The 24,688-nt window shown below is 48.7% G+C and carries 20 protein-coding genes; 8 read left to right on the top strand and 12 right to left on the bottom strand.

Annotated elements, in window-relative coordinates; translation table 11 throughout:
* Window positions 1-178 precede the first annotated feature (178 nt).
* Both CKW00_RS01285 and trhO read left to right on the top strand, forming a co-directional pair.
* Window positions 179-730, top strand: coding sequence for a cysteine hydrolase family protein (locus CKW00_RS01285; protein WP_095821023.1), 552 nt, complete (start codon window positions 179-181; stop codon window positions 728-730).
* 118 nt (window positions 731-848) lie between these two features.
* On the top strand, window positions 849-1,808 hold the full coding sequence (gene trhO, locus CKW00_RS01280) for an oxygen-dependent tRNA uridine(34) hydroxylase TrhO (protein ID WP_095821022.1): 960 nt from the start codon (window positions 849-851) through the stop codon (window positions 1,806-1,808).
* A gap of 85 nt (window positions 1,809-1,893) precedes the next feature.
* Here the strand turns inward: trhO and thiD are convergent, their stop codons facing one another.
* Window positions 1,894-2,700 (bottom strand): bifunctional hydroxymethylpyrimidine kinase/phosphomethylpyrimidine kinase, encoded by an 807-nt coding sequence (thiD, locus tag CKW00_RS01275; protein ID WP_095821021.1) that lies wholly within the window; start codon window positions 2,698-2,700, stop codon window positions 1,894-1,896.
* Between the two features lie 54 nt (window positions 2,701-2,754).
* Between thiD and CKW00_RS01270 the strand changes: the two genes are divergently transcribed.
* Together CKW00_RS01270 and CKW00_RS01265 are read left to right on the top strand one after the other, a co-directional pair.
* Window positions 2,755-3,687 (top strand): PD-(D/E)XK nuclease family protein, encoded by a 933-nt coding sequence (locus tag CKW00_RS01270; RefSeq protein ID WP_095821020.1) that lies wholly within the window; start codon window positions 2,755-2,757, stop codon window positions 3,685-3,687.
* A gap of 67 nt (window positions 3,688-3,754) precedes the next feature.
* Complete coding sequence (locus CKW00_RS01265; RefSeq protein WP_095821054.1) at window positions 3,755-4,390, top strand: SDR family oxidoreductase; 636 nt, start codon at window positions 3,755-3,757, stop codon at window positions 4,388-4,390.
* Between the two features lie 108 nt (window positions 4,391-4,498).
* Here CKW00_RS01265 and CKW00_RS01260 read toward each other — a convergent pair whose 3' ends face one another.
* The gene (locus CKW00_RS01260) at window positions 4,499-5,362 is read right to left on the bottom strand and encodes a 5'-3' exonuclease (protein ID WP_095821019.1); all 864 of its coding nucleotides are present in this window, start codon (window positions 5,360-5,362) and stop codon (window positions 4,499-4,501) included.
* Window positions 5,363-5,502: 140 nt separating this feature from the next.
* On the opposite strand from CKW00_RS01260, the gene exaC reads away from it, so the two are divergent.
* The 4 genes from exaC to CKW00_RS01240 all read left to right on the top strand — a co-directional run bounded on the left by exaC (window position 5,503) and on the right by CKW00_RS01240 (window position 9,585).
* A complete protein-coding gene (gene exaC / locus CKW00_RS01255; RefSeq protein ID WP_095821018.1) occupies window positions 5,503-7,023 on the top strand; it encodes an acetaldehyde dehydrogenase ExaC in 1,521 nt (506 codons plus the stop codon).
* A 95-nt stretch (window positions 7,024-7,118) separates the two neighbouring features.
* A complete protein-coding gene (locus tag CKW00_RS01250; protein WP_008589257.1) occupies window positions 7,119-7,484 on the top strand; it encodes a DUF779 domain-containing protein in 366 nt (121 codons plus the stop codon).
* A gap of 168 nt (window positions 7,485-7,652) precedes the next feature.
* Window positions 7,653-8,987: a sensor histidine kinase gene (locus tag CKW00_RS01245; protein WP_095821017.1), complete on the top strand. Its 1,335-nt coding sequence runs from the start codon at window positions 7,653-7,655 to the stop codon at window positions 8,985-8,987.
* Window positions 8,965-9,585 (top strand): response regulator, encoded by a 621-nt coding sequence (locus CKW00_RS01240; protein WP_008589253.1) that lies wholly within the window; start codon window positions 8,965-8,967, stop codon window positions 9,583-9,585. The genes CKW00_RS01245 and CKW00_RS01240 overlap by 23 nt, the downstream gene beginning before the upstream one ends.
* Window positions 9,586-9,652: 67 nt before the next feature.
* On the opposite strand, the gene CKW00_RS01235 is transcribed toward CKW00_RS01240, so the two are convergent.
* The 10 genes from CKW00_RS01235 to msrA all read right to left on the bottom strand — a co-directional run bounded on the left by CKW00_RS01235 (window position 9,653) and on the right by msrA (window position 24,590).
* Complete coding sequence (locus tag CKW00_RS01235; protein WP_095821016.1) at window positions 9,653-11,050, bottom strand: amidase; 1,398 nt, start codon at window positions 11,048-11,050, stop codon at window positions 9,653-9,655.
* Between the two features lie 95 nt (window positions 11,051-11,145).
* Window positions 11,146-11,892, bottom strand: coding sequence for a CAP domain-containing protein (locus CKW00_RS01230; RefSeq protein WP_008589248.1), 747 nt, complete (start codon window positions 11,890-11,892; stop codon window positions 11,146-11,148).
* Window positions 11,893-12,137: 245 nt separating this feature from the next.
* Window positions 12,138-13,085 carry an ornithine carbamoyltransferase gene (gene argF, locus CKW00_RS01225; protein ID WP_095821015.1) on the bottom strand — a complete coding sequence of 316 codons (948 nt, stop codon included), beginning with the start codon at window positions 13,083-13,085 and terminating at the stop codon, window positions 12,138-12,140.
* A complete protein-coding gene (locus tag CKW00_RS01220) occupies window positions 13,082-16,069 on the bottom strand; it encodes a carbamoyl phosphate synthase large subunit (protein ID WP_095821014.1) in 2,988 nt (995 codons plus the stop codon). The genes argF and CKW00_RS01220 overlap by 4 nt, the downstream gene beginning before the upstream one ends.
* Complete coding sequence (locus tag CKW00_RS01215) at window positions 16,062-17,123, bottom strand: carbamoyl phosphate synthase small subunit (protein WP_095821013.1); 1,062 nt, start codon at window positions 17,121-17,123, stop codon at window positions 16,062-16,064. The genes CKW00_RS01220 and CKW00_RS01215 overlap by 8 nt, the downstream gene beginning before the upstream one ends.
* Window positions 17,124-17,436: 313 nt before the next feature.
* Window positions 17,437-18,729 (bottom strand): lysine N(6)-hydroxylase/L-ornithine N(5)-oxygenase family protein, encoded by a 1,293-nt coding sequence (locus CKW00_RS01210; protein WP_095821012.1) that lies wholly within the window; start codon window positions 18,727-18,729, stop codon window positions 17,437-17,439.
* A gap of 104 nt (window positions 18,730-18,833) precedes the next feature.
* Window positions 18,834-20,618, bottom strand: coding sequence for an ABC transporter ATP-binding protein (locus CKW00_RS01205; protein WP_095821011.1), 1,785 nt, complete (start codon window positions 20,616-20,618; stop codon window positions 18,834-18,836).
* A complete protein-coding gene (locus CKW00_RS01200) occupies window positions 20,618-22,327 on the bottom strand; it encodes an ABC transporter ATP-binding protein (protein ID WP_095821053.1) in 1,710 nt (569 codons plus the stop codon). Before CKW00_RS01200 ends, CKW00_RS01205 begins: the two co-directional genes overlap by 1 nt.
* 18 nt (window positions 22,328-22,345) lie before the next feature.
* Window positions 22,346-23,329, bottom strand: coding sequence for a Gfo/Idh/MocA family protein (locus CKW00_RS01195; protein WP_095821010.1), 984 nt, complete (start codon window positions 23,327-23,329; stop codon window positions 22,346-22,348).
* Window positions 23,330-23,462: 133 nt separating this feature from the next.
* Entirely contained in the window at window positions 23,463-24,590 is a 1,128-nt protein-coding gene (msrA, locus tag CKW00_RS01190) for a peptide-methionine (S)-S-oxide reductase MsrA (protein ID WP_095821009.1), read from the bottom strand.
* Window positions 24,591-24,688: the final 98 nt, after the last annotated feature.

Below are 24,688 nucleotides of genomic sequence, written 5' to 3'. Positions count from 1 at the left end.
CCCTCCTTATAATATCTTGACTGATATACTACAACCGCTTTCATTTTCTGACGTCTTGTATATACAACTTGTGTTAATTATTATAATTTGTATATACAGGAATGACAACCCTTACATTTCAAAAAATGAAATCTTCTGCTACTATATGTATATACACATGTAAAGGTGGGTGATTGAAATGTTAAAAAAAGCTTTGCTGGTCATCGATTATACCAACGATTTCGTTCACGAAAACGGGGCACTTACCTGCGGAGAACCGGGACAGGAGATAGACGGAAACATAGCTGCCCATATTCACGAATTTGCGCACAACGGGGAAGATATATTCTTCCTGACGGATGCGCATCACGAAAACGACACCCGTCACCCGGAGACCGATCTTTTCCCGCCCCACAATATCATCGGTACATCGGGACGGGACCTATACGGGGAAGTGGAGAGAGTATCGGCACAATATAAGAACGAACCGTTCGTGCACTACCTGGACAAAACGAGATACAGCGCTTTCGCCGGCACCCCGCTTGACCTTCTTCTGAAAGAAAGAGAAATACGGGAACTTCACATAACCGGTGTCTGTACAGATATCTGTATCCTTCATACTGCTGTGGATGCTTACAATTTAAGTTACCCGACGGTCATCAATCGAAACGCTGTGGCTTCATTTAATCAGCAGGGACATGAGTGGGCGCTCGGGCACTTCGCCTCCTGTCTCGGTGCTGTCGTCTACTGAGAAGCGTTCACAAGTTTTTCTGTTTGAATTTAAGGCGGAAATCGCATATTATAAATAATGGATAATAACGACTTAATGATTTTTATCAGTCAGAGAATAGAAAACAGGAGGAATCATCATGAGCTCAGATTACCGGGTTCTTCTCTATTACAAATACGTTGATTTACCAGACTACGAAGAATACTGTGCAGACCATCTTCAGTTCTGCAAAGATCTTGGTCTCCGGGGCCGTATTATTGTAGCTCCGGAAGGTATTAACGGAACAGTATCGGGGACGGTCGAACAGGTAGAGGAATACATGGAATATGTGCGTTCAGATGAACGGTTCGCTGACATCCATTTTAAAATCGATGAACATGAAGGTCACGCTTTCAAGAAAATGCACTGCCGCGTGAAGCCGGAACTCGTCAACTGGAATATCGAGGAAGACGACATCGATCCGAAAACGTTCGGGGGGCAGCATCTGAAACCGAAAGAGTTCCGTGAAATGCTTGAAGACGAAGATACCATCGTCATTGACGGACGTAATGAATACGAATATCGTATCGGCCATTTCCGTAATGCGATACGTCCGGATGTGAACTTCTCCCGGGAATTTCCGGAGTGGGTAGCGGAAAAAGCCGAGGAGTGGAAGGACAAAAAGGTGCTCACTTACTGTACTGGAGGTATCCGCTGTGAGAAACTCACCGGCATACTGAAGAAAAACGGTGTAGAAGATGTGTATCAGCTCGAAGGCGGGATTACTACGTACGGAAAAGACCCGGAAGTCCAGGGTGAGCTGTTCGACGGCAAAATGTACGTATTTGATGAGCGGGTAGCCGTACCGGTGAACCAGAAAGAAGAAGTGATTGTGGCTGAATGCGAACACTGCGGCAAGAAAGAAGACCGTATGATCAACTGTTCCAACCCGGGCTGCAACCGTCAGTACGTCTGCTGCGAAAATTGTGAACAGGAATATCATGCCGCCTGCACGATTGAATGCAAAGAACATCCGGAAAACCGCTGGAGTCCCGAGCTCGGAACGCAGATCGATAAATATACGCGCATGCAACAGGAAAAAATGAGACAGAAAGCTTAAAGCTTCATCAGCCTTCCAATAATCAGCAAAACCCCTGCAGAAAGCCGTTCAGGCACATCTACAGGGGTTTTTTAGTCAGGTATTTTCATTTTTTCCTTCCAAAAATACGCTCGGCTGCGTGATAAGTGGAGCCGATCCCTTCACCGAAAGATAATGCATGACGAATAGCTTCCGTAACGAAATGTTTCGCTTCCTCCACGGCTCTATCCATCGGCAGTCCTTTGGCAAGGCCGGCTGCAATGGAAGCCGAATACGTGCACCCGGCCCCGCTAGTATGGATCGTATCGATCCGCTCGGAACGGTATTCCTTCACTTCCGTCCCATCAAATAAGAGGTCGACAGCCGGGTAATCGGACAACCCTCCGCCTTTCAAAAGGACGTAGTCCGCCCCGAAACTGTGCAGCTCCTTCACGTCCCTCTCCATTTCTTCACTCGTTTCGGGAGCACTTCTGCCGAGAAGCTTACCTGCTTCCTGTAAATTCGGAGTGATCACTTCAGCAAGCGGAATCAGTTCTTCTTTCAGACTTTCCACCGCCTCCTCCTTCAGGAGCTGTGTCCCCATCTTACCGATCATGACCGGATCCAGAACGTACGGAACCTGTCCATACCTTTTCAGGAGCTCAGCCGTCGCTTCGATAATCTCTTTTGTAAACAGCATACCGGTCTTCATAGCATCGGCCCCCACATGTTCCATCGACGCGTGAACCTGGGCCTGTACAGATCCGACCGGCTGCGTGAACACCCCTGTATCCGTCACCGAATTGTTGGCAACGAGAGCCGTGACCGCACTCATTCCATATACGTCGTGTTCTTCAAACGTTTTCAGGTCCGCCTGAATACCTGCACTCCCCTGACTGGCCGAGCCGGCAATACTTAACACCCGTGGTATCATTATCGTTCCACCTTTCTTCTGTTTTCTACTATAATGTAAATCAGGAGGTTGCCTATGGCTAAATATCCCGAGTTATCCTGGTCCATTGCCAGACACAATACACTTATGACCTGCGCACGTAAATACGTCTATCATTACTACACTTCCCATAATGGATGGATCAGTAATATAGACAGTTTACAGCATCAGGCATACAGGCTCAAAAAAATAACTAACCTGGAAATGTGTTTCGGAAGTATCGTTCACGAAACAGTCGAAAAAGCCGTCGCCCACTACCGCACCACCGGTGAACTGCCGGGGGAGGATAAGATGAAAAACTACATCCGCCAGAAACTCAACCTCGCCTACCGGGATTCCTATCACCGGGAGTATAACTGGTGGCGGCGGCCCAAAGGCTACACCATGCTTCATGAGGTATATTACGGAAACGCGATTCCGGAAGAAAAAATAGATAAAATCAAGTACCGCCTCGACACCGTCCTTAAAAATTTTCTTTCCAGCCCCACTTTCCGCGATATGCTCGACACGGAAAACACGGACTTTGTGGAATCCGAGAAGTTTCGCTACTTACTGATCGACGGGGTGAAAGTCTGGGTCGTTATGGACCTTCTTTACTACCATCATCAGTCAGGCAAGTGGGTTATCGTCGACTGGAAGACGGGGAAACAGACAGAAGAGGACCGTAACCAGCTGGCCCTTTATGCCATGTATGTGCAGCATACTTTTCCTGTAGAGTCTCTTGACGAGATTACGATCCGGAACGAATATCTTCTTGACGGGAGTACCGAAGAACACAAGCTTACCGAAGAAGAAATCGTCCGCGTGCAGGATATGTTCAATCTCAGCCTCCGGGAAATGGAAGAATATATGGAAGACAGGGAAAAAAACATACCGAAACCCATCACCTCCTTCCCTATGCAGCAAAACAGGAGGATTTGTGCCTCCTGCAACTTTCAGGAATTATGTTTTCCGGAGGGTTATGTTTAAAACGGCAGCGAACAGGATATGTATTATTAAAGTAGACAAACAAACCGAAGGGAGCTTTGATCAATTTATGAAAGTACTAGTAGCTGGCGCAAACGGAAAAACAGGACGTTTGCTCATACAATATCTGAAAGAAGATGGACACGAACCGTACGGCATGGTTCGTAAAGAAGAACAGAAGGGTACAATCGAATCACTCGGAGGTATCCCGGTTCTTGCTGACGTAACGAAAGACGTCGGTCACGGTGTGAAAGGCATGGACGCTGTCATATTCGCAGCAGGCTCCGGCTCAAGCACAGGACCTGAAGAGACGGTAAGAGTCGACCAGGAAGGTGCCATCAATCTGATTAAGCACACGGAAGAATTCGGCATGACCAAATTCGTTATGCTGAGCTCTATTGCCGCAGGAGACCCGAGCCGTGTAGATGAGAACATGCGTCATTACATGGAAGCGAAAGGTAAAGCGGATGAGTATCTGCAAAGTACGGAACTGGATTACACAATCGTACGTCCAGGCGGTCTGACCGACGGCGAATCCACTTCCAAGATTACAGTGGGCGACACAGTTGATTTTGGTGAAATCCCTCGTGCGGACGTAGCTAAAACCATCATCGCGGCGCTTCAGGAACCGAACGCTTTCCACAAGGCTTTCGAAGTGATCAGTGGCGATACTCAAATCGAAGAAGCCCTGAAAACACTGAGATAAAACCGGAAATGTAAAAGTAGCTATTACGAGAAAAGTCTCCCGCCCGCAGATATCTGCAGGCGGGAGACTTTTTAATGTATAGTGCTTATTTCCTTCCGTATATCACCGTTATACCAGATTTTTTCTCCAGTTTTTAAATTCGAGCTCATTGAACTTTTTCGCCATTTCCTCTTCATCCACCTGAAAGAGAGCTTCCTCCAGTGGTGAATCGATTTCGACGTTGCAGCGGATTGCGGCTAAATCCCTCGAGAGGTGCAGCATATCGAGGTCCGTCTCGATTTTACTTCGCTGTGCTTTTGTAAGAGCACTTATGTTTTCAAGTATCCCTTCAATCGTACCGTACTGATGCAACAGCTTCAGAGCTGTCTTCTCCCCTATCCCTTTCACTCCGGCGTAGTTATCGCTGCTGTCTCCCATGAAAGCTTTCAGATCAATGAGCTGTTTCGGGGTGATCCCTTTCTCTTCTTTCAGCCTTTCTTCTGTATACTCGGCGTAGTTGCCGTACCCTTTTTTCAGTAATACTACAGAAACATTCGGTTCGAGCAGCTGCAACATATCCTGATCCCCAGTCAGAATCAGCACTTCGGCTTCTTCCCGGTAATGATGACTTAATGTCCCTATACAGTCGTCCGCTTCATACCCTGTCAAGCCGACGTTCGGTATGTGCAGAGCTTCCATCACTTCTTTTGCCAGATCGAACTGCGGGACCATCTCTTCCGGAGGTGCGCTCCTGTTTGCTTTGTAGCTCTCGAGCATATCGTTTCTGAACGTTTTGCTGCCCATATCCCAGCAGGCGACGACGTGAGTCGGTTCATACTCCCTTACCGCCGAAAACAGGTGTTTCACCATTCCGTACACGGCGTTCGTCGGTACACCTTTCGAATTGATCATATAATAATTGCTCACAGCTGTAGCGTAGAAGGCCCGGAACAGCAGCGCCATCCCGTCCACGAGCATCACTTTTTTGGACATCTTCCCACTCCTTTCCTATCTCCGGTCATTATACCAGAAACGGTACACGTGATATATTCGTCAGATAATTGACAATATTCCACCTTCATGCTAAATTTTATCTGTAAGCGTTTTCAATAAAGCACAGGAGGATTGATTAAATGGTATATCAAAACCCAAACACAGAAGGGTCCCCGGTTCAATTCAAAGAACAGTATGAGAACTACATCGGAGGGAAATGGACGCCGCCCGAAAAAGGGCAATACTTCGATAATGTAACTCCGGTAACCGGCAAAAACTTCACCAGAATCCCCCGCTCTACAGAAGAAGATATAAATAAAGCCATCGAAGCAGGACACAAAGCCAAAAAAGCCTGGGGCTCCACTTCCGTTGCGGAAAGAGCCAATATATTAAATAAAATCGCCGATCGTATGGAAGAGAATCTTGAGCTTCTGGCTGTCGCCGAAACCTGGGACAACGGAAAAGCGGTCCGCGAAACCCTCAACGCAGATATACCACTTGCCATCGACCACTTCCGCTACTTTGCAGGCGCAATCCGTGCTCAGGAAGGCTCCATCGGCCAGATCGATGAAGATACGGTAGCCTATCATTTCAACGAGCCTCTGGGTGTCGTCGGTCAGATCATTCCATGGAACTTCCCTATCCTCATGGCGACCTGGAAACTGGCCCCTGCCCTCGCCACCGGCAACTGCGTAGTACTGAAGCCGGCGGAACAGACTCCTGCCTCCATCCTCTTTCTGATGGAAATGATTGAAGATCTGCTTCCTGCCGGAGTATTGAATATCGTTAACGGGTTCGGTCTCGAGACCGGGAAACCTCTCGCCCAGCACCCCGATATTCAGAAAATCGCTTTCACCGGCGAAACGACGACCGGCCGGATGATTATGCAGTACGCTTCCCAGAATATCATTCCGGTAACATTGGAGCTCGGTGGAAAGTCCCCGAACGTGTTCTTCCCGGATATTATGCAGGAAGACGATGATTTTCTCGACAAAGCAGTGGAAGGTCTCGTCATGTTCGCGCTGAACCAGGGTGAAGTATGTACATGTCCGTCACGTGCCCTTGTGCATGAATCCATTTACGATGAATTTATGGAGAGAGCCATTAAACGGGTGAAAGAAATCAAGACAGGGAATCCGCTTGATCCGAACACAGCTATGGGAGCGCAAGCTTCTTCCGAACAACTGGAAAAAATACTTTCGTATCTTGAAATAGGTAAAGATGAAGGTGCCGAACTGCTGGTCGGAGGAGAACAGAATAAAATGGACGGGGAATTTTCCGACGGCTACTACGTGAAACCGACGATATTCAAAGGGACAAACGATATGCGTATATTCCAGGAGGAGATTTTCGGCCCTGTCCTGTCCGTCACTACGTTCAAGGATGAAGATGAAGCCATGGAAATTGCCAATGATACCCTGTACGGTCTCGGCGCCGGTATCTGGACCCGCAACGTGAATACGGCCTACCGCTTCGGACGCGGCATCCAGGCGGGACGCGTATGGACGAACTGCTACCATGCATACCCTGCTCACGCTGCCTTTGGCGGTTACAAGATGTCCGGTATCGGCCGCGAGAACCACAAAATGATGCTCGGCCACTATCAGCAGACGAAAAACATGCTCGTCAGCTACAGCCCGCAAAAACTTGGATTCTTTTAAGAACAAAAGCGGAAACTTCCGGTTAGAAGCACTGTCGTAAGCAAGAAACCCCGCCGTCCGGACAAGAATTACCTACACCAGAAAGGATGAGCCTTATGGCCGAACGAGTTACGGCAACAGAAGACGCTCTTGCACTTATCGACACCCTGAAGGAAAAACATGGAGCCCTGATGTTCCACCAGTCCGGCGGCTGCTGCGACGGCAGTTCACCGATGTGTTACCCCGAAGGTGATCTTATGGTCGGGGCTCAGGATATAAAACTCGGTGAAATCGCCGGAGTCCCCTTTTATATTCACAAGAAACAATTTGAGTACTGGAAGCACACCCAGCTGATCATTGATGTCGTGGATGGACGCGGAGGTATGTTTTCTCTTGAAGGTGTAGAAGGGAAACGGTTCCTGACTCGCTCGCGTGCTTTCACGAAGGAAGAGAATGATGAACTGAACAAACGGAAAGTATAACTGCCTGTTTTTCAAAAGCAGCCGGAGCAGCGCTCCCGGCTGCTTTTTATGGTTTTTGAACCGGCACTTCATTCTTCATATGGCACCTCCCGATCATCACGGTTATAATAAAGAGAAAAGATTCATGCAGGAAACCGGCTATATACATCATAAGGGGGGAAGGGATCTGTGAGAAAACGCTTCTGGATACCGATACTGCTGATCATTTTCGGAGTCTTCTTTCCACTTCTATTCGACATTGAACATGTCGGGCTGCATCATATGATTGAAAAACTCAAAAACAACCCCGACGGCAGTACTTTAATGCTTACCGCACTTATTCTCGTTTTTCTGAATACATTGAGAGCTCTTCCCCACTATCTCGGGGCTCTGCTCCTCGGGGATGCTCTTGGAAGAAAATATAACCGTCCCATACTGAAAATCGCCGTTCCGGTCGTGATTATTCCTGCAGTATATCTGCTTATCAACTCTTATTATTCCATGAACTATCATTTCGGGGGACCTGCCATTCTTCTGTTACTATCCATTTTATTTCTTCAGCTGTTCGGCAGACAAAATATGCGTCCGCTGTTTATGTCTTTCGTTTTCTCCCAGCTTCTGTTCGGTTACCAGTGGCTGGATATCGTCCCTGCTCTCACTTCTTTCGGGTTCGGCGGCGGAGAAGTTTCCGTACTGGTTAAAAGTACATCGTCCGCTATCGGTTTTGAAAACACTCTATCTATCTACAGCCTTTTATTTTCAGCTGTCTTCATCGTCCATGCCCTCGTGTTTGCCGTCTATTTAACAGTGGTCGAACAGAAGTGGAAAATGCGCAAAGATCTGGAGTCGGCGCGGCTCGAAATGGTGGAAGCAAGAAGCGGCCGGGAAGCCCTTCATCTCGTCCACGACCTGAAAACACCACTCTCTCTGATGGAGGGGCTGAATTCTCTTATCCAGATGAAAACGGACGATCCGGATATCCAGACATATACCGGAAAAATATCCGATTCTATAGAGGCTACGAGCGACATGGTCTCTGAAATACTATATGATGAAAAGAAGAACTGGTGCTCCCTGCACACGCTGATCGAATACGTGAGGCAAAACAAATTGTCCGAATCCTCTACCATTTACCAGTTCGAACTCCAGGCTCCGAGTGATATAGAGATCTACATTAACAAAATCCGGATGACAAGGGCAATCGTCAACCTGATTGATAACGCCGGAGACGCTGTCGAAGGTCAGAAAAACGCCCAGGTCGTCATCCGTTCGGAAGTCCATGCGGGCATATGGATCGGTATCGAAGACAACGGGCCCGGCATCAAAAATCGGGACCTCCAAAAAATCTGGAACGCCGGATTCAGTACGAAAGAGCACCCGGGGCTCGGTTTATCATTCGTCAAAAACGTAATTGAAGAACACGGGGCCTCCCTCGATATCGAAAGCGAACCGGGGGTCGGCACAACATTCTGGATACATTTTCCGAAGGAGAGGACACGCTATGAACATACTGATCATCGATAATGACGAATCCTTGCGTTATATGCTGACGGAATTCTGTAACCATGCGGGATGGCAATCAAATACGGCCGTGAACGGTCGCGAGGGAGTCGATTTATTTCAGCGGGAGAAATTCGACATTATTCTGGTCGACTATCATATGCCGGAGATGGACGGGCTGCAGACGGTCAAAGAAATAAGAAAACAGAATCAGCAGGTACCCATCCTTGTCCTTACGGTGGATGAGCGCCAGGAAATTGCGGATCGCTTTCTCGAAGAAGGCGCGACGGATTTCGCCTTAAAACCGGTCAAAGCCCCGGATTTGATTTCCCGTATCCAGCTGCACGTAAAGCTTGCAAATATGCGTTCCGTGCACGAAGAAAGTGAGGAAATCTACTCCGCCAAAGGGATCAGCAAAAATACTTTAAGTATTATTGCGGAGCACCTGAAAAAAGAAGAAGAACCTGCGTCCGTCGATGTCGTTTCCAAAGAAATCGGTCTTGCCTACCCTACCGTCTATCGATACCTGATGCACCTGCTTGAGGAAGGGCAGGTAAAACAGGTAATCAGCCACCAGAAGATAGGAAGGCCGAAAAAACTGTATAAATGGTATACAAAATAGCCGGGAGGATACCCCCCGGCTATTATTTGTTTCCCGAGAAATCGACTGGCAGGAACACTTTTCTGTTCTATCCTCTGATTTCTTTATATTTTTCTTTCCAGGGAAAAGCTTCTTCAAGTTGACGCGCAAGCTGGAACAGAACTTTGTCGCATCCGTAACGGGCCTGGAAATGAGAACCGATCGGCAGGTTTTCTTTCGTCCAGTACGTCGGTACACTCATGGCCGGCTGACCCGTCATGTTTGCTATGGGAGTCAAGTAGGCATATATTTCCGAAACGGAAAGTATCTCATCGATCGTTTTCTCTTCTCCGTTATAACGGCCGAGAGGCAGGGCTTTTTTATGATTCACCGGATTAATCAGCACGTCGTATTCTTTAAAAAAACGATCGAGCTTCTGCGTTTCGAGAAAAACTTTCTCCCTGGCTTTCTCATATTCAAGAGCACTGTAGCCGGCAGCTTTTTCCTTCAGCGTAGATAACATTTTTTCGATAAAAGGGTCAGCCGGGGCCTTATTGTTCGCACTGGCTGCTTTATCTACACTGAGCGCTCCTCCGACGACCCACAGGTAAATATAAGCTTCCATCATACCGTCGTGGTCAAAATCCGGATATACTTCTTCCACTTCATGACCGAGAGAAGCGCACTTTTCTGCCGCATCCCGCACCACTTCCTGTACTTCTTCGTCGATCTCGATATTGCCGTGTACGTTCGGGGCATAAGCTATTTTCAGTTTCCCCGGAGACTCACCGATGGTGTCAAAAAAAGGAAGATCTTTCTCCGGGAAACCGTAACCCGTCCCCGGGACCGGCCCTTCAATGACATCAAGCAGGGCGGCACTGTCCCGTACGGAAGTCGTCAGCGCATGCTGAACAGAAAGGCTGTTAAGATACATCGTAAGCGGAGAGCGGCCCCGTGTCGGTTTAAAACCGAACGTGCCGGTATTTGATGCAGGTATACGAAGGGATCCTCCTCCGTCACTCCCGTGAGCGAAAGGTACCATTCCTGCAGCTACAGCTACCGCAGCACCTCCGCTTGATCCGCCCGGAGATCTCGTCCGATCCCACGGATTGATCGTCTCCCCGAGAAACTGTGATTCCGTAGCAGGAGTGAATCCGAACTCGGGAGTGTTCGTTTTCCCGGTAATGTTGAGGCCCGCTTTTTTGTAGCGCCTGACGATCTCTTCATCCCCGGGTGCCGTGAATCCTTCCATCACTTTGGAACCGTAAGTCAACGGTGCTCCTTTGACCGCATTCAAATCTTTGATGAGGAACGGCAGCCCTGCGAAGAAACCGTCCTTCCGGTAATCGGCATTCTTCACTTCATGAACGATCGCATTCAGCTCCGGATTTCTCTCCTCCTGAATCATGCGATAATGAAGCAGCACCTCTTCTTGCGATACCGCTCCCTCTTTCACCATACGGGCCTGGGCTATTCCATCTATTTCACTCAGCTCTTTTATGTACATCTGTCCATTCTCCTCTCTTAAATAAAAAAAGAACCCGTCTCCTGTTTTCCTCACCGGGAAAGCAGGAGACGGGTATTGCCTTTACATCACCTGGATTATTCTCCGGATGTATAGAAAAATTGCGTCCAGTACGTGACATAATAACCGTCGCTATCGACGTAACCGACACCGATTTCATCATAATTTTCATTTAAAATGTTGGCGCGGTGACCTTCACTGTTCATCCACGCTTCCACTACTTCTTCCGGAGAAATCTGTCCGGCAGCAATGTTTTCCCCGGCATACTGATAATTGAGTCCGAACATATTCATCATATTGAACGGAGACCCATACGTCGGTGACTGGTGGGCGAAATAGGAATTCTCATGCATATCAAATGATTTCTGTTTCGCTACACGACTGAGCTCTTCGTTCAGTTCCAGAGGAGGAAGACCGTACGCTGCTCTTTTTTCGTTGGTAAGTTCCACCACTTCCCGTTCAAAAGCGGATACTTCATACACAGCCCTGAAATTACGGGCTGTCTCCGTTTTTGTCTCGGAGCGGAGTTCGGGAGAAAGGTATAATTCATAGGTTTCTCCGTCCTTATAGAATTCTTCGGGTTCCAGCCTGATTGAAGCTTCCCCGATTGTTCTTTCCAGAGGGACGAATGTACCGTCTTCTCTCTTGATACCCACGTAGTTATTGCTTGAAAGAATATCTTCATCCACATTTTCCGTAAACTCGATCGTCCAGGCTTTGTCTATCGGCACTTCTTTCCCCGGTAACGTTTCCGTTTCTCCCTTAATAGGGTTGACTACTCCAAGCAGCACCATTATTAACCCGCTTATCCAGTATTTGTGCATCCTGAACGACCTCCTGTGTAATGTTAAAAACAGTTCATTTTCCCCAGATCTTATACTGTTCACAATAAAAGTATTCTTCTTTAAGAATCCCATATAAGGGAACTTTAGACAAGGGTCAAAACTCCTACTTAATCACTAAGTTTTACAATTTATAATTACTGATTGCCTGCAGAACTGGTTCCTTTTCTTTACATATATTAAACATAAAAAACTGCCCCGCTTGAAAAAAACGGGACAGTACTGTTTTAAAGTAATGCTTCCAAAATTGCTTTTTGTACATGAAGGCGATTTTCGGCCTGTTCAAAGACAAGGGAATTCTCCCCTTCCATCACCTCTCCGGTTATCTCCTCTTCCCGGTGGGCCGGCAGACAGTGAAGAACACTTACATCCGGCTTTGCTGCTGTCACAAGCCTTTCATTAATCTGATAGGGGAAAAGCGCCTCTTTTCTTTCTTTTTCTTCTCCGTCCTGTCCCATACTGGTCCAGACATCGGTATAAAGGATATCGGCACCCGCGGCAGCTTCTTCCACGTTTTCTGTTACTGTAACACTGCCCCCATGTTTTGCCGCCAGCTTCTTTGCATTCCCTGTTATAAAATCAAGCGGCCAATAGCCGGAGGGAGAGGCTACCACGACCTCGAGACCGAGAATTGCTCCTATCGTCATAAGAGAGTGGGCTACATTATTTCCATCTCCGGTATAAACGAGTTTCACCCCGGCTAATTGACCTTTCTGCTCATAAACAGTGAGCATATCGGCCAGTGCCTGGCACGGATGGTACAAATCACAAAGTCCGCTGATAACGGGGACACTCCCGTTCCCGGCCAGCTCCTCGAGTTTCTGATGCGCATCGGTGCGGATCATAATACCATCCACGTACCGCGACAGAACCTTCGCCGTATCCCCGATTGTTTCTCCGCGTCCAAGCTGCATGTCCCGGCTGTTCAGATTGATGGCTGTCCCTCCGAGCTGCGTCATCCCCACTTCGAAGGAGACGCGGGTCCGGGTCGACGATTTTTCGAAAATCATAGCCAGAGTTTTTTGAGATAACGCACCAGAGTAGGGAGACTGTTTCAATACCAGCGCTCTTTCAAGTAAATGAATGATTTCTTTTCTGCTGTAGTCTTTCCAGGTAAGCAGGTGCTTCCCTTTCAAAGAAATTCCTTCCTTTGGATCCGTGGTTTCCGTCCTCACACTATCACCTCTTCCTCTACGGATTTTCTAAGAGCGATCCTTGTCCTGCTGCCATCCTTCCGGTTCTCCTTATAAGCTCTGTATGCATCCGGGTCACTGAAAATAGTGATGCCTGCTTTTAATGCTTTCACCCTCTTCTCTCTCGCTTCTTCCGTTTCACCTTCGTTATGGTAGACCGCAGCTTCCGGCGTGTTCAGCCACGTATCGAAATCATCGTCGTGATCTTCATCGAAACATGCCGGACTTCCGGCTGGAGGTAAGTGTTCGAACACTTTTGCAAGCGCCTCTTCTTTCGTTTCACCGATATACATCCCCTCTCCGGTGGACATCATGTTAGCTCCGAGTTTGTGATCGAGTTCCGCCAGAGCATGAGAGGAGAATACCGGAAATTTCACTGCCACACAGGGTATGTGGAGCGTTTTTTCCGGGAAACATATCGATTCCCCGACCATCGCCCGGACCGCCCAGTCGATGAGCGGAAGTGCTGCGGTTTTACTCACAATCGGGACCGTACGGCTCGAACGCGGGTTCACTTCCAAAACGAAGACATTCGTCCCGCTCACAAGGAACTGTATATTCATGATTCCTTTATAATTTATGGAAGTTGCAATCTTCTTCGCAAATGTTTCTACCTGATGCCGGATCGTCCCCTCTACCTCTGCAGGGAACACGGCCATGCTGTCTCCTGAATGGACGCCGGCTTTTTCAATGTGTGCCATGAGACCGGGAATGAATACTTCCGAACCATTACTGACAAGTTCCACTTCTACTTCCTCTCCGGAGATGAACTGGTCCATCACCAGCGGGTAATGTCTCTGCTCCATCTCCTGAAGAGCCGACTCAAGTTCATTCTTCGAATGGATCACGACCATCCCCTGTCCACCTATAACGTAGGAGGGACGACAGAGAAGCGGATACTGATACGTATGTGCGGCTGCACGTGCTTCTTCCGGTGAGTGACACATCTCGCCGGGGACGTGGGGAACATCTATCATCTGCAGTAATTCATAGAAAGCCTCCCGATCTTCGAGTTTAGCGATGGTTTCGGAAGATGCTCCGGCCACCTTATATCCGGCTTTTTCCACAGCTTCCGTTACGTTAAGAGCCGTCTGGCCGCCGAACGCTGTGAAAACGACATCCACTTTCTCAAAAGCGGCTACATCGAGAATATTCTCCAGTTTCAAAGGTTCAAAGTACAGCCTGTCTGCCGTTTCGAAATCGGTGCTGACCGTTTCCGGATTATTATTGATCATAATCGTTGTATACCCTGATTTCTGCAGGCTTTCAATCGCTTTGACCGAACTATAATCGAACTCTACGCCCTGGCCGATACGTATCGGTCCCGCTCCGACGATCAGGGCTTTCTTGCCCGCCCGGAGTGGACTGATTTCCGTCACGCCTGCATACGTGCTGTAGGCGTAGTTTGTTTCGGCTTCGAATTCACCTGCGCACGTATCAACGATTTTGTAGGACGGTTTTATGCTATTCTCTTCTCTGAATTTTATCCATTCCCTTTCATTAGTGCCGGTGACTTCAGCAATTTTCGCATCTGACACTCCGTAGAGTTTCGCTTCCTTTATCGTACGTACGGAGGTGTCCTCCGCCAGGCGCTGCTCCCACGAAAGCATACGTTCAAAAGTATCCAGGAAGAAAGGATCAATCTGCGTAGCTGCAAACAGTTCTTCTGTGGTCGTGCCCTTCCGCATCAGATGAAGGAGGGCGAAAAATCTCGCATCAGTCGGTTTCTTTACGTGTTCCCATGCGTCCCTTTCTTCATTGAACACCGGCGCTGACTGATCCAGCGAATCGATCGCTTTCTGAAAAGCCGCTTCCAGTGTCCGGTCGATTGCCATCACTTCACCTGTCGCCTTCATTTTAGTGCCGAGGGTACGATCTGCTCCTGCGAATTTATCGAAAGGCCAGCGGGGAAACTTCACAACGACATAGTCCAGAGCCGGTTCGAAGCTTGCGTACGTATAACCGGTAAGAGGATTGAGCAGTTCATCAAGCCGATACCCGAGAGCCAGCTTTGCCGCCAGTTTTGCAATCGGGTACCCGGTAGCTTTCGAGGCGAGAGCGGAAGAGCGGCTTACCCGCGGATTGACTTCGATGACGTAATATTGCCGGCTGGCAGGGTCGAGAGCGAACTGCACGTTACAGCCTCCGATCACCTCGAGAATGTCCACGATTTTCAGAGCTGACGTACGCAGCATCTGATATTCTTTATCCGTAAGTGTCTGGGAAGGGGCCGTAACAATCGAATCTCCTGTATGCACCCCTACCGGATCCACGTTTTCCATATTGCATACAGATATACACGTACCATTTGTATCGCGCATCACTTCGTATTCCAGTTCCTTGAACCCCGCGATGCTTTTCTCGAGTATTACCTGGGAAATAGGACTCGCTTTCAGCCCGTCTTTCATGAGGGAGCGAAGCTCTTCCTCGTTATGCGCGATGCCTCCCCCGCGCCCGCCAAGCGTGTAGGCCGGACGGCTGATAACCGGAAAGCCTGTTTTTTCCGTAAAAGCCCGGGCGGCATCGAAGGTGGTAATCACCTGGCTTTCCACGACCGGCTGCTCCGTATCACGCATCACCTGTCTGAACTGTTCCCGGTCTTCCCCTTTTTGAATAGAGTCGATGGAGGTTCCGAGCACTTTCAGCTCATGCGCATCCATGACTCCTTTCTGTTGAAGTTCCACCGCAAGGTTCAGTGCCGTCTGCCCTCCCAGTCCTGCAAGCAGGGCATCGGGCCTTTCTTTTTTAATAATAGCTTCCACACTTTCGACTGTGAGCGGCTCGCAATAGACGCTGTCTGCAATAGCGGGATCCGTCATAATCGTGGCCGGATTGTTATTAACGAGTACTACCTCGTAACCTTCTTCCTTCAGGGCGATACATCCCTGCGTACCGGAATAATCGAATTCCGCCGCCTGACCGATAATGATGGGCCCGGAACCGAGAACCAACACTTTTTCAGACATATGCTTTCACCTCTTTCTTACGCAGAATTGCAAAAAACTCCTCGAACATCCACTCGGCATCCTCAGGTCCGGGATTCGCCTCCGGATGAAACTGGGCACTGAAAATCGGCATGGAATCATGGACTACCCCTTCAACCGAACCGTCATTTACGTTTACCATCCGCACTTTTAGAGGTGTGAATTCAAGGCTTTCCGCGGTGACTACGTAGTTGTGATTCTGAGAAGTAATGAATACCCGGCCGTTCTCCAGGTCTTTCACCGGGTGGTTGGCGCCCCGGTGACCGAACGGAAGCTTTTCCGTATCCGCTCCGTAAGCTAAGGAAATCACCTGGTGGCCATAGCAGATACCGAACACGGGGAATATATCGAAAAGGTCCTTGAATTCTGCAAGTTTTCCACTTACATCTTTCGGATCACCCGGCCCGTTGGACAATACAATTCCATCCGGTTCAATGGAATGGATGTCAGCTGCCTGCGAAAATGGTACAACAGTAACTTTTGCTCCTCTGTCCAGCAGTTTCTGAAGAATGGAGCTTTTCCAGCCGAAATCGATAAGTGCAAGATGAATGTCTCCCTCTCCATATACTTCACTTTTCTCACCACTTACTTCGTACACTTCCCCAACTGCTTCCACGGAAGAGGGAGAAGATCCTTCCTTACTTAAACTCGCCCGACACGTCCCTTTCGCCCGAATCGCCTTCGTCAGCGCCCTCGTATCAACACCCGTTAAGTATGGAATATTCATATCGCTCATATAGAAGGATAACGACTGTTCCGCCTGATAATGACTGTCCTCGTCGGAGCACTGCCACATCACTGCCCCCTTCACCTGGGGTGTGGCGCTTTCATTCGCCGTTTCCGATACTCCGTAATTACCGATGAGAGGGTAAGTGAATACGACGATCTGTCCCCTGTAAGAAGGATCTGTCAAAACTTCCTGGTACCCGGTCATCCCGGTATAAAATACGACCTCTCCTTCGAGCGGCACGTTCCACTCCCCGGAAGCCGTTCCTTCGAAGGACCGGCCGTCTTCGAGCTGAATGACACCTTTCATATGACCATCCCTTCTATTGCATAATTATTATAGTTTATGAATATTTATGCTATTATCCGGTGAAATATAAAATTTGTCAAGGGGGCTCATGAACGTCAGAACGAAAAATACTGGAGAACGGCTTAAAAAAAGGAGAATGAGCTCCCTTTTGTGTAAATTTCACCTTTCTTTCCACCCGGTTCTTCCTGTCCGAAGGGAAGAGAAAAAATATACACGTATCAAAACCATTACAACTCTACCGCCACTTCTTTATACAACAAAAAACCGGACATCGACGTCCGGTTCAGTGGTTGCTATTCAGGTTTTCACAGCTTTACTCGAAGGACTGGAACACATAGGAGTCCTGCACCGGGTACACCTCTTTACCAAGCAGCTGGTTGACGATCACTTTACTGCGGAAGACGGCGAGACCGAGGTTGGTGGACCCGACGCCGTGAGTATGGGCAATACAGCTGTTGGCAAAAATGTTATAAGCATTTTCTCCTTTGTTCACCAGTCTGTAGTCCTTCGTTACTTTGTAACGGCCGTAATCATCAAATTCAATTACGTCCGAAAGCTCTTTTATAAAAGAAGGGACATTAGGCTGATATCCTGTCGCGACGATCACTTTATCCGTCCGGTGTGAATAACCTTCTTCTTTCTGATAATGATGGCAGCTCAGTTCATACCGGCCTTCCTTCCGCTCTATACCTGTCACCTTCGTCAAAGGCAGCAGGGAGACATCGATCTTTTCCCTGCCTACTGTATATTCATACATAAGGTTATATATATCCGTAATGGTGTGTTCGCTGATCCCTTTGTAGTACAGTCCCTGCGAGGCAAAAATCTCATCTTTCTTCTCCTGCGGAAGGGGATAGAAATAGTCGATATAGTCGGGCGAAAAGTGCTCAAGATTCAGCTTCGATTCTTCCATGGAGGCAAAACCCGGAGAACGGGTGATCCAGTCCAGGCGGAAACCGCACGTCCTCTGTTCTTTTAGCAGCTCCCGGAAAGCCTCCGCGGCGCTTTGTCCCGATCCGACGACCGTCACACTTTCCGCTTCCCGGCACGTCTGCCGCTGCATTTCGAAGTCGGCTGTGTGGAATACATCCTCCCGTGGCATGTTCTGGAACGCCTCCGGGAGAGCGGGCGTACTTCCGGTTCCGAGCACTACATGTTTCGTATAAAAAGTTTCAACTTCCCCGGTGCTTGCATCCTGCACATCCACCTGGTGGCGCCCGTCCTGCAGACCATGGACAGCCGTAACCTGTTTCCCGAACCGGCAACTCCCGATCCGTTCGGAGGCCCATTTACAATAGTCGTTATATTCTCTCCGCGGAATATCAAGACGCTGTAAAATATAGAACTGATACATCCGTCCCTGCTGGCTGATATAATTCAAAAAACTGTGCGGGTTCGTCGGATCCGCCATCGTTACAAGGTCCGCAAGAAAAGGAACCTGAAGTTTCGTCCCTTCGATCAGCATACCCGGATGCCAGGCAAACTCAGGTTTTTGCTCAAAAAACAGCGCCTTCGTCTCCTGTGTATCAAGGAGAGCGGCTAGACTTAAGTTGAAAGGACCGATTCCGACCCCTATGACGTCATAAACTTCCCTATTTTGTTTCAATTAACCTCGACCCCTTTTTTCAGAAAAGACAAGTATTTCTGAAGTTTTCCTTTGTTAATGGTATCACATCAAATGGAGAACAGGACGAAAATTCCGAAAACTATTCAGGAAGTGGCCTGTTTAGTTACAAGATCTGCATACTTCCCGCCGAAAGATACCAGTTCATCGTGACTGCCGCGTTCAGCAATACGTCCTTCTTCCATAACGAGAATAAGATCGGCATTACGGATCGTATTGAGCCTGTGAGCGATTACGAAACTGGTGCGCCCTTCCATGAGCGTCTGCAATGCTTCGTTTATTTTCGTTTCCGTCACCGTATCGACACTGCTCGTGGCTTCATCAAGAATAAACAGGGAAGGATTTTTCAGTATAGCGCGGGCAATCGATAACAACTGGCGCTGCCCCTGGCTCACCCCTTTCCCTTCGGAATCGAGCATCGTCTCGTATCCGTCCGGGAAATTGCGGATGAAACCGTCGGCTCTGGCTGCTTTTGCAGCTTCTTCCACTTCCTCGTCCGTCGCTTCCAGTCGCCCGTACCGGATGTTTTCACGGATGGTCGTGTGAAACAGAATCGCATCCTGCAGCACGAGACCCATATGTTCTCTGAGCGTCTCCCTCTTCAGGGAGCGCATGTCCTCGCCGTCCACGAGTACGCGGCCTTCCGTCGCATCATAAAACCTTGACAATAATGAGACTACCGTCGTTTTGCCGGCTCCTGTCGGTCCCACTAATGCTACGGTATCGCCCGGTTTCACGTGAAACGATACATCATCCAGTGCTTTTTCATCTTCATCGTAATAAAAATGGACGCGTTCAAATTCCACTTCTCCGTTTATGAAATCCACCGTCTTCGCCCCCTTTTCATCGATCCTTTCCTCATCCTCATCGATGATGCTGAACACTCTTTCAGCCCCTGCAACAGCAGAAAGGATCATATTGAATTGGTTGGCGAGATCATTCAGAGGCCGAGTGAACTGTCTTGAGTACGTCGTAAACGTAACAATCAGACCGACCGTCACGAACCCGTTCAGAGCAAGCACCGCTCCCCCGCCGACAATGATGGCGAAGCTCAGGTTATTAAGCATATTCATCAGTTTCGGAATGAATCCGGTGTACACCTGAGCCCAGTAACCCGATTCATAAAGGGCACGGTTCCTTCCGGCAAAGTCCTCCTCCACGTCCGCCTCTTTGGAAAACAGGGCGATGACCGGCTGGCCGGAAAACATCTCCTCGGCGTAGCCATTGACTTCGCCGAGGTCCTTCTGCTGGGCTTTGAAATACGGTCCCGTCCGCTTCGTAATCCACTTCATCCCGTAGTACATAAGAGGGACGACTGTCAGTGTCAGCAGCGTGAGCAGTGGACTGAGCACGAACATAATGATCAGCGTCCCCGAAATGGTGAGAGCACTCGTCACAAGCTGGATGACAGCCGAGTTCAGTGTACGACTCACGTTTTCCATATCATTGGTAAGACGGCTCATCAGCTCTCCCTGCTGATATTTTTGAAAAAAGGAAACGGGAAGATGCTGGAGATGGTTGAATAAGTGTTCCCGCATGCGATAAACCGTATTCTGGGAAAGCTGGATCATCGAGTAGCTCTGTATCCACATGAATACGGACTGAAAAATATAAACAGTGCCGAGCAGCAGCAGAAGCGTAAATACTCTTCCTTTGTCGGAAGCCCCGATTATAGTATCGATGACCACTCCGAGCAGATAAGGCCCGGCAAGAGACAGGGCGGAACTGATGAGAATCGCAAAGAGGACGAAGTAGAACCTTCTTTTTTCTTTCATCATATACGACCAGACCCGCCCGACCGTCGTTTTCATATCATCCACTTTCGGTCGTGCCGAAAAAGAAGCACTGTGCGGATGTTTCCTTTCAGCCATCAGCTCCCCTCCTCTCTCTGTGACTCATAGACGCTCCTGTAATAATCGTTATCTTTCAGCAGTCGTTCGTGACTCCCTTCCCCGATCAGTCGTCCTTCCTGCATAACGAAAATACGATCCGCCCGTTTAAGCGAACTGATCTTCTGGGCGGTCATAAGTACCGTACGCTTTTCCGACTGCAGCGTGTCGAGGAGTTCTTCTTCCGTGTTCGCATCCAGCGCACTGGTACTGTCGTCCAGAATAAGAATCGCAGGATTACGGACGAGTGCCCGGGCGATAGAGAGCCGCTGTTTCTGTCCTCCGGAAAAATTCACGCCTTTCTGACCGATTTTCGTATCATACTCATCGGGCAGCGTCTTAATGAATTCATCAATACGGGCTTGCCGTGCCGCCTTCTCAATTTCCTCTTCGGCAGCCTCCGGTTTCCCGAAGCGGATATTTTCCCCGATTGTTCCGGAGAAAAGGTGGACCTCCTGCGGTACCATACTGACCCGGTGTCTGAGATGGTGGATATCGATGTTTTCCACTTCTTCATTTTCAAAAAGGATAGTTCCTTCCTCTTTTTCAATCAGTCGGGGTATCAGTTGCAAAAGCGTCGATTTCCCCGCCCCCGTTTCCCCGAGGATTCCTATCATCTCTCCGGCATCGATATGAAAGGATATATTATGGAGCACCGGATCTCCGGTGCGCCGGACGGAAACGTTACGGAATTCTATATTTCCTTCGAGTTCCGTTTTGAAATTATCCGTTTCCTCCAGATAGGCGGGAGTACCCTCTGTCAGCACCCGGGCTATACGGCCGGAAGATGCCTGACTTCTCGAGAAAACCATGATCAGAAACGTGAACATAGAGAAGTTCACGAGCATTCTGGTAGCATAATTGACGATAGCGACCAGTTCTCCCGGTTCCGCAGTACCGGCTAAGATGGCCTCGCCCCCGAACCACAATACGATAAGTATGACTGTGTTCATCATAAGCATAAGGGCCGGCATCGCGAACTCCATCAGCCACAGCGCCTGTTTATTCGTGTGGCGGAGTGAAGTGTTGATATCGTGGAAACGGCTTTCTTCATAGGAGGTGCGATTGAACCCTTTGATCAGCCGGATCGCCGTCAGGTTCTCCCGGATAATTCTGTTCACCCCGTCCAGCTTGTTCTGCACGAAGCGAAACAGCTTCACCCCTTTCAGACTGACGATCACCATAAATACAACGAGCACCGGAGCAGCAAGCAGAAGAATGAGAGCCATCCCTCTATGTACCGTAAAAGCCATCACTAATGAAAAAATGATGAATAATGGGGCTCTTAACCCGATTCTCGTAAACAGAAAAAGAAAGTTCTGTATCTGTACGACGTCCGTCGTGATTCTCGTCACAAGATCGGGAGTCGAATACCGATCGAAGTTCTTTCCGGTGAATTTCTGGACTTTGTTGAATATATCTCTGCGAAGATCATACCCCGTCCCCTGACTCGCTTTTCCGGCGAAAAAGGAGTTGATGATCCCTGCCGAGAAAGCCAGGAGAGAAAGAACAATGAGGACCGTCCCCCAAACAAGTACGGTCCGGTAATCTTCCTGCAAAATCCCTTCGTCTATGATTTTACCCATGATCAACGGCTGAAACAGCTCGACTGTCAGCTCTACGAACATAAGGGCAATCGCAATCAGAGCCGCCCGTTTATAGATAGATACATACTGCAGTAATAATCTCATATATCCCACTCATTTCTGTCACGCATCAGCCGGGAATACGACTCCTATCTGTTTTCTCACCTCTTCCATCAGGCGGGCCGTTTCCAGGGAGTGCTCCGGCGCAGCTGAGGAAGATTCAGACAAGTTCCCTTCCTGGACCATATTCGTAAAAGCTTTCAGTTCTCCATACATCGAAGGTTTCGACAAAGTACCCGGCAGTTCTTCAACGGACCCGTCTCTGTACCTGATGGTCATCCCCTCAGGTGTGGAGATGTCGGGTATCACTATAGAACCTTCCTCCCCCTGAATCTCCGAGGGGGCGTAAGAATTGTGGATTTTAGAGAAAGAGACGACCCCTTCCATATCATCGTATTGAAAAAGTGCCGTGCCTTCACCGTCTACGCCTGTCTCCAGAAGGACACCTGTCGCCCTGGTGGAAGAAGGCGTTCCGAATAGCGTAACCATTGGATAAATTCCATATACACCGAGGTCCATCAGCGCTCCGTTTGATAATTCTCTCTTGAAAGCATTCAGTACCTCCCCGTTTCTGTAGGCTTCATAACGGGAGGAGAATTTGCAGTAATTCCCCACATAACGTCGTACTTTCCCGATTTTATGAAGATTTTCCCTGATTTCCTCAAATCCTGGCATAAACAGCGATTTTATCGCCTCCAGAAGAACAACCCCTTCTTCCTCGGCTATACGGAACATTTCTTCAACTTCCCGGTAATTGGAAGCCAGAGGCTTCTCGCACAACACGTGTTTGCCGTTCCTCATACAAAGGACCGCCTGACTGTAATGCAGAGCATTGGGGCTCGCTATGTATACAGCATCAATTTCGTCGCTGGCAGCAAAAGCTTCCAGATCAGTATATGTAAGGGAGATTCCATATTTCCCGGCAAATTCATCCGCTTTCTCCTGCGTACGTGAATATACGGCCGCCGGCTGCACTTCCTCCATATGTGCCGCTGCCTCCAGCAGTTGATCAGTTATAAAATTCGTTCCGATGATTCCCAGTCGCATAACAAAAACCTCCTTCATTGATTTCCCTCATTATAACAAAAAGAAGAGCAGGAGGCGCTCTCCCTGCTCTTCAGATGGAATGTATAAAGTGATTGTCCCTACCTGTCTCCGGTCTGTAATGAAAAGGTCTCTCTTACTTGAAGTCGTCTGCATATTCTTCATACTCTGTTCCAGGCAGCTCATCGGCCGGTATGAACTCCATCGCCGCCGAATTCATGCAGTATCTGAGGCCATGTGGCTCAGGACCTTCCTGGAATACGTGACCCAGATGGGAATCCGCCTGTTTACTGCGGACTTCCACATTTGTTCCGAAAACCCCTGTGTCTTCTTCATAAGTGATATTCGCGAGTTCCAGAGGCTTTGTGAAACTCGGCCAGCCTGTTCCGGAATCGTACTGGTCCCTGGAACTGAACAGCGGCTCACCCGAAACGATGTCCACGTATATGCCGTCTCTCTCATTGTCATGATATTTGTTGTCATACGCAGGCTCTGTCCCGTCTTCCTGAGTCACTTCATATTGTATACTGCTCAGTCCGGAAACAGCTGATGCTTTATCTTCCACCGCAAACGGTGAGGTTTTACTTATTTCGTATTTACGGTTTTCTCCCCACGTCTGCTTCAGGTAGTCGTCACGCCCTGAGTTATCTCTGTAATGCTCATAACGGCCCGGATTCTTCTTATAGTAATCCTGGTGGTACTCTTCCGCTTTATAAAACGTGTCATATTTTTCGACGGAAGTGACAATCTCGCCGTCGAACCTTCCGGAGTCTTCCATTTCCATCAGGGAAGACTCAGCAGCCTGGCGCTGTGCTTCATCGTGATAAAAAATCGCCGATAAATAAGGCTCTCCCCGGTCCACGAACTGCCCACCATCATCTGTCGGATTTATTTGACGCCAGAAAATCTGCAGAAGATCTTCATAACTGATCTGTTCCGGATCGTACGTTATCTGAACGGCTTCCTGGTGCCCTGTTTCTTTACCCGAAACTTCTTCATAAGTAGGGTTTTCCTCTTCTCCCCCCGTGTACCCCGACACCGCCCGGATCACTCCGGACCTTGATTCGAAGGGAGGCTCCATACACCAGAAGCAGCCGCCGGCAAACGTCGCCTGCTCCATTCCTTCAAGGTCCCCCTGCAGTTCCGCCTGTTCCGTCGCAAGCACTTCTTCGTATTCTTCAGCTGTGAACGTCTGATACAAAAACCATCCGCCCGCCAGCAAAGTTAACGTTACTATACTGAGTATCCAGCGTCTTTTATTCATAATCCGCCTCTTTTCCGTCTCTTTCTTCCAATTATAAGGAAAAAGAAGGAAAACAGAAACTATTATGCCTATTCCGACTTAAAAACCCGGTGCAGAAA

The organism is Salimicrobium humidisoli, from assembly GCF_002295105.1.
Taxonomy (GTDB): domain Bacteria; phylum Bacillota; class Bacilli; order Bacillales; family Halobacillaceae; genus Salimicrobium; species Salimicrobium humidisoli.
This window is presented reverse-complemented; position numbering and strand designations above follow the sequence as displayed.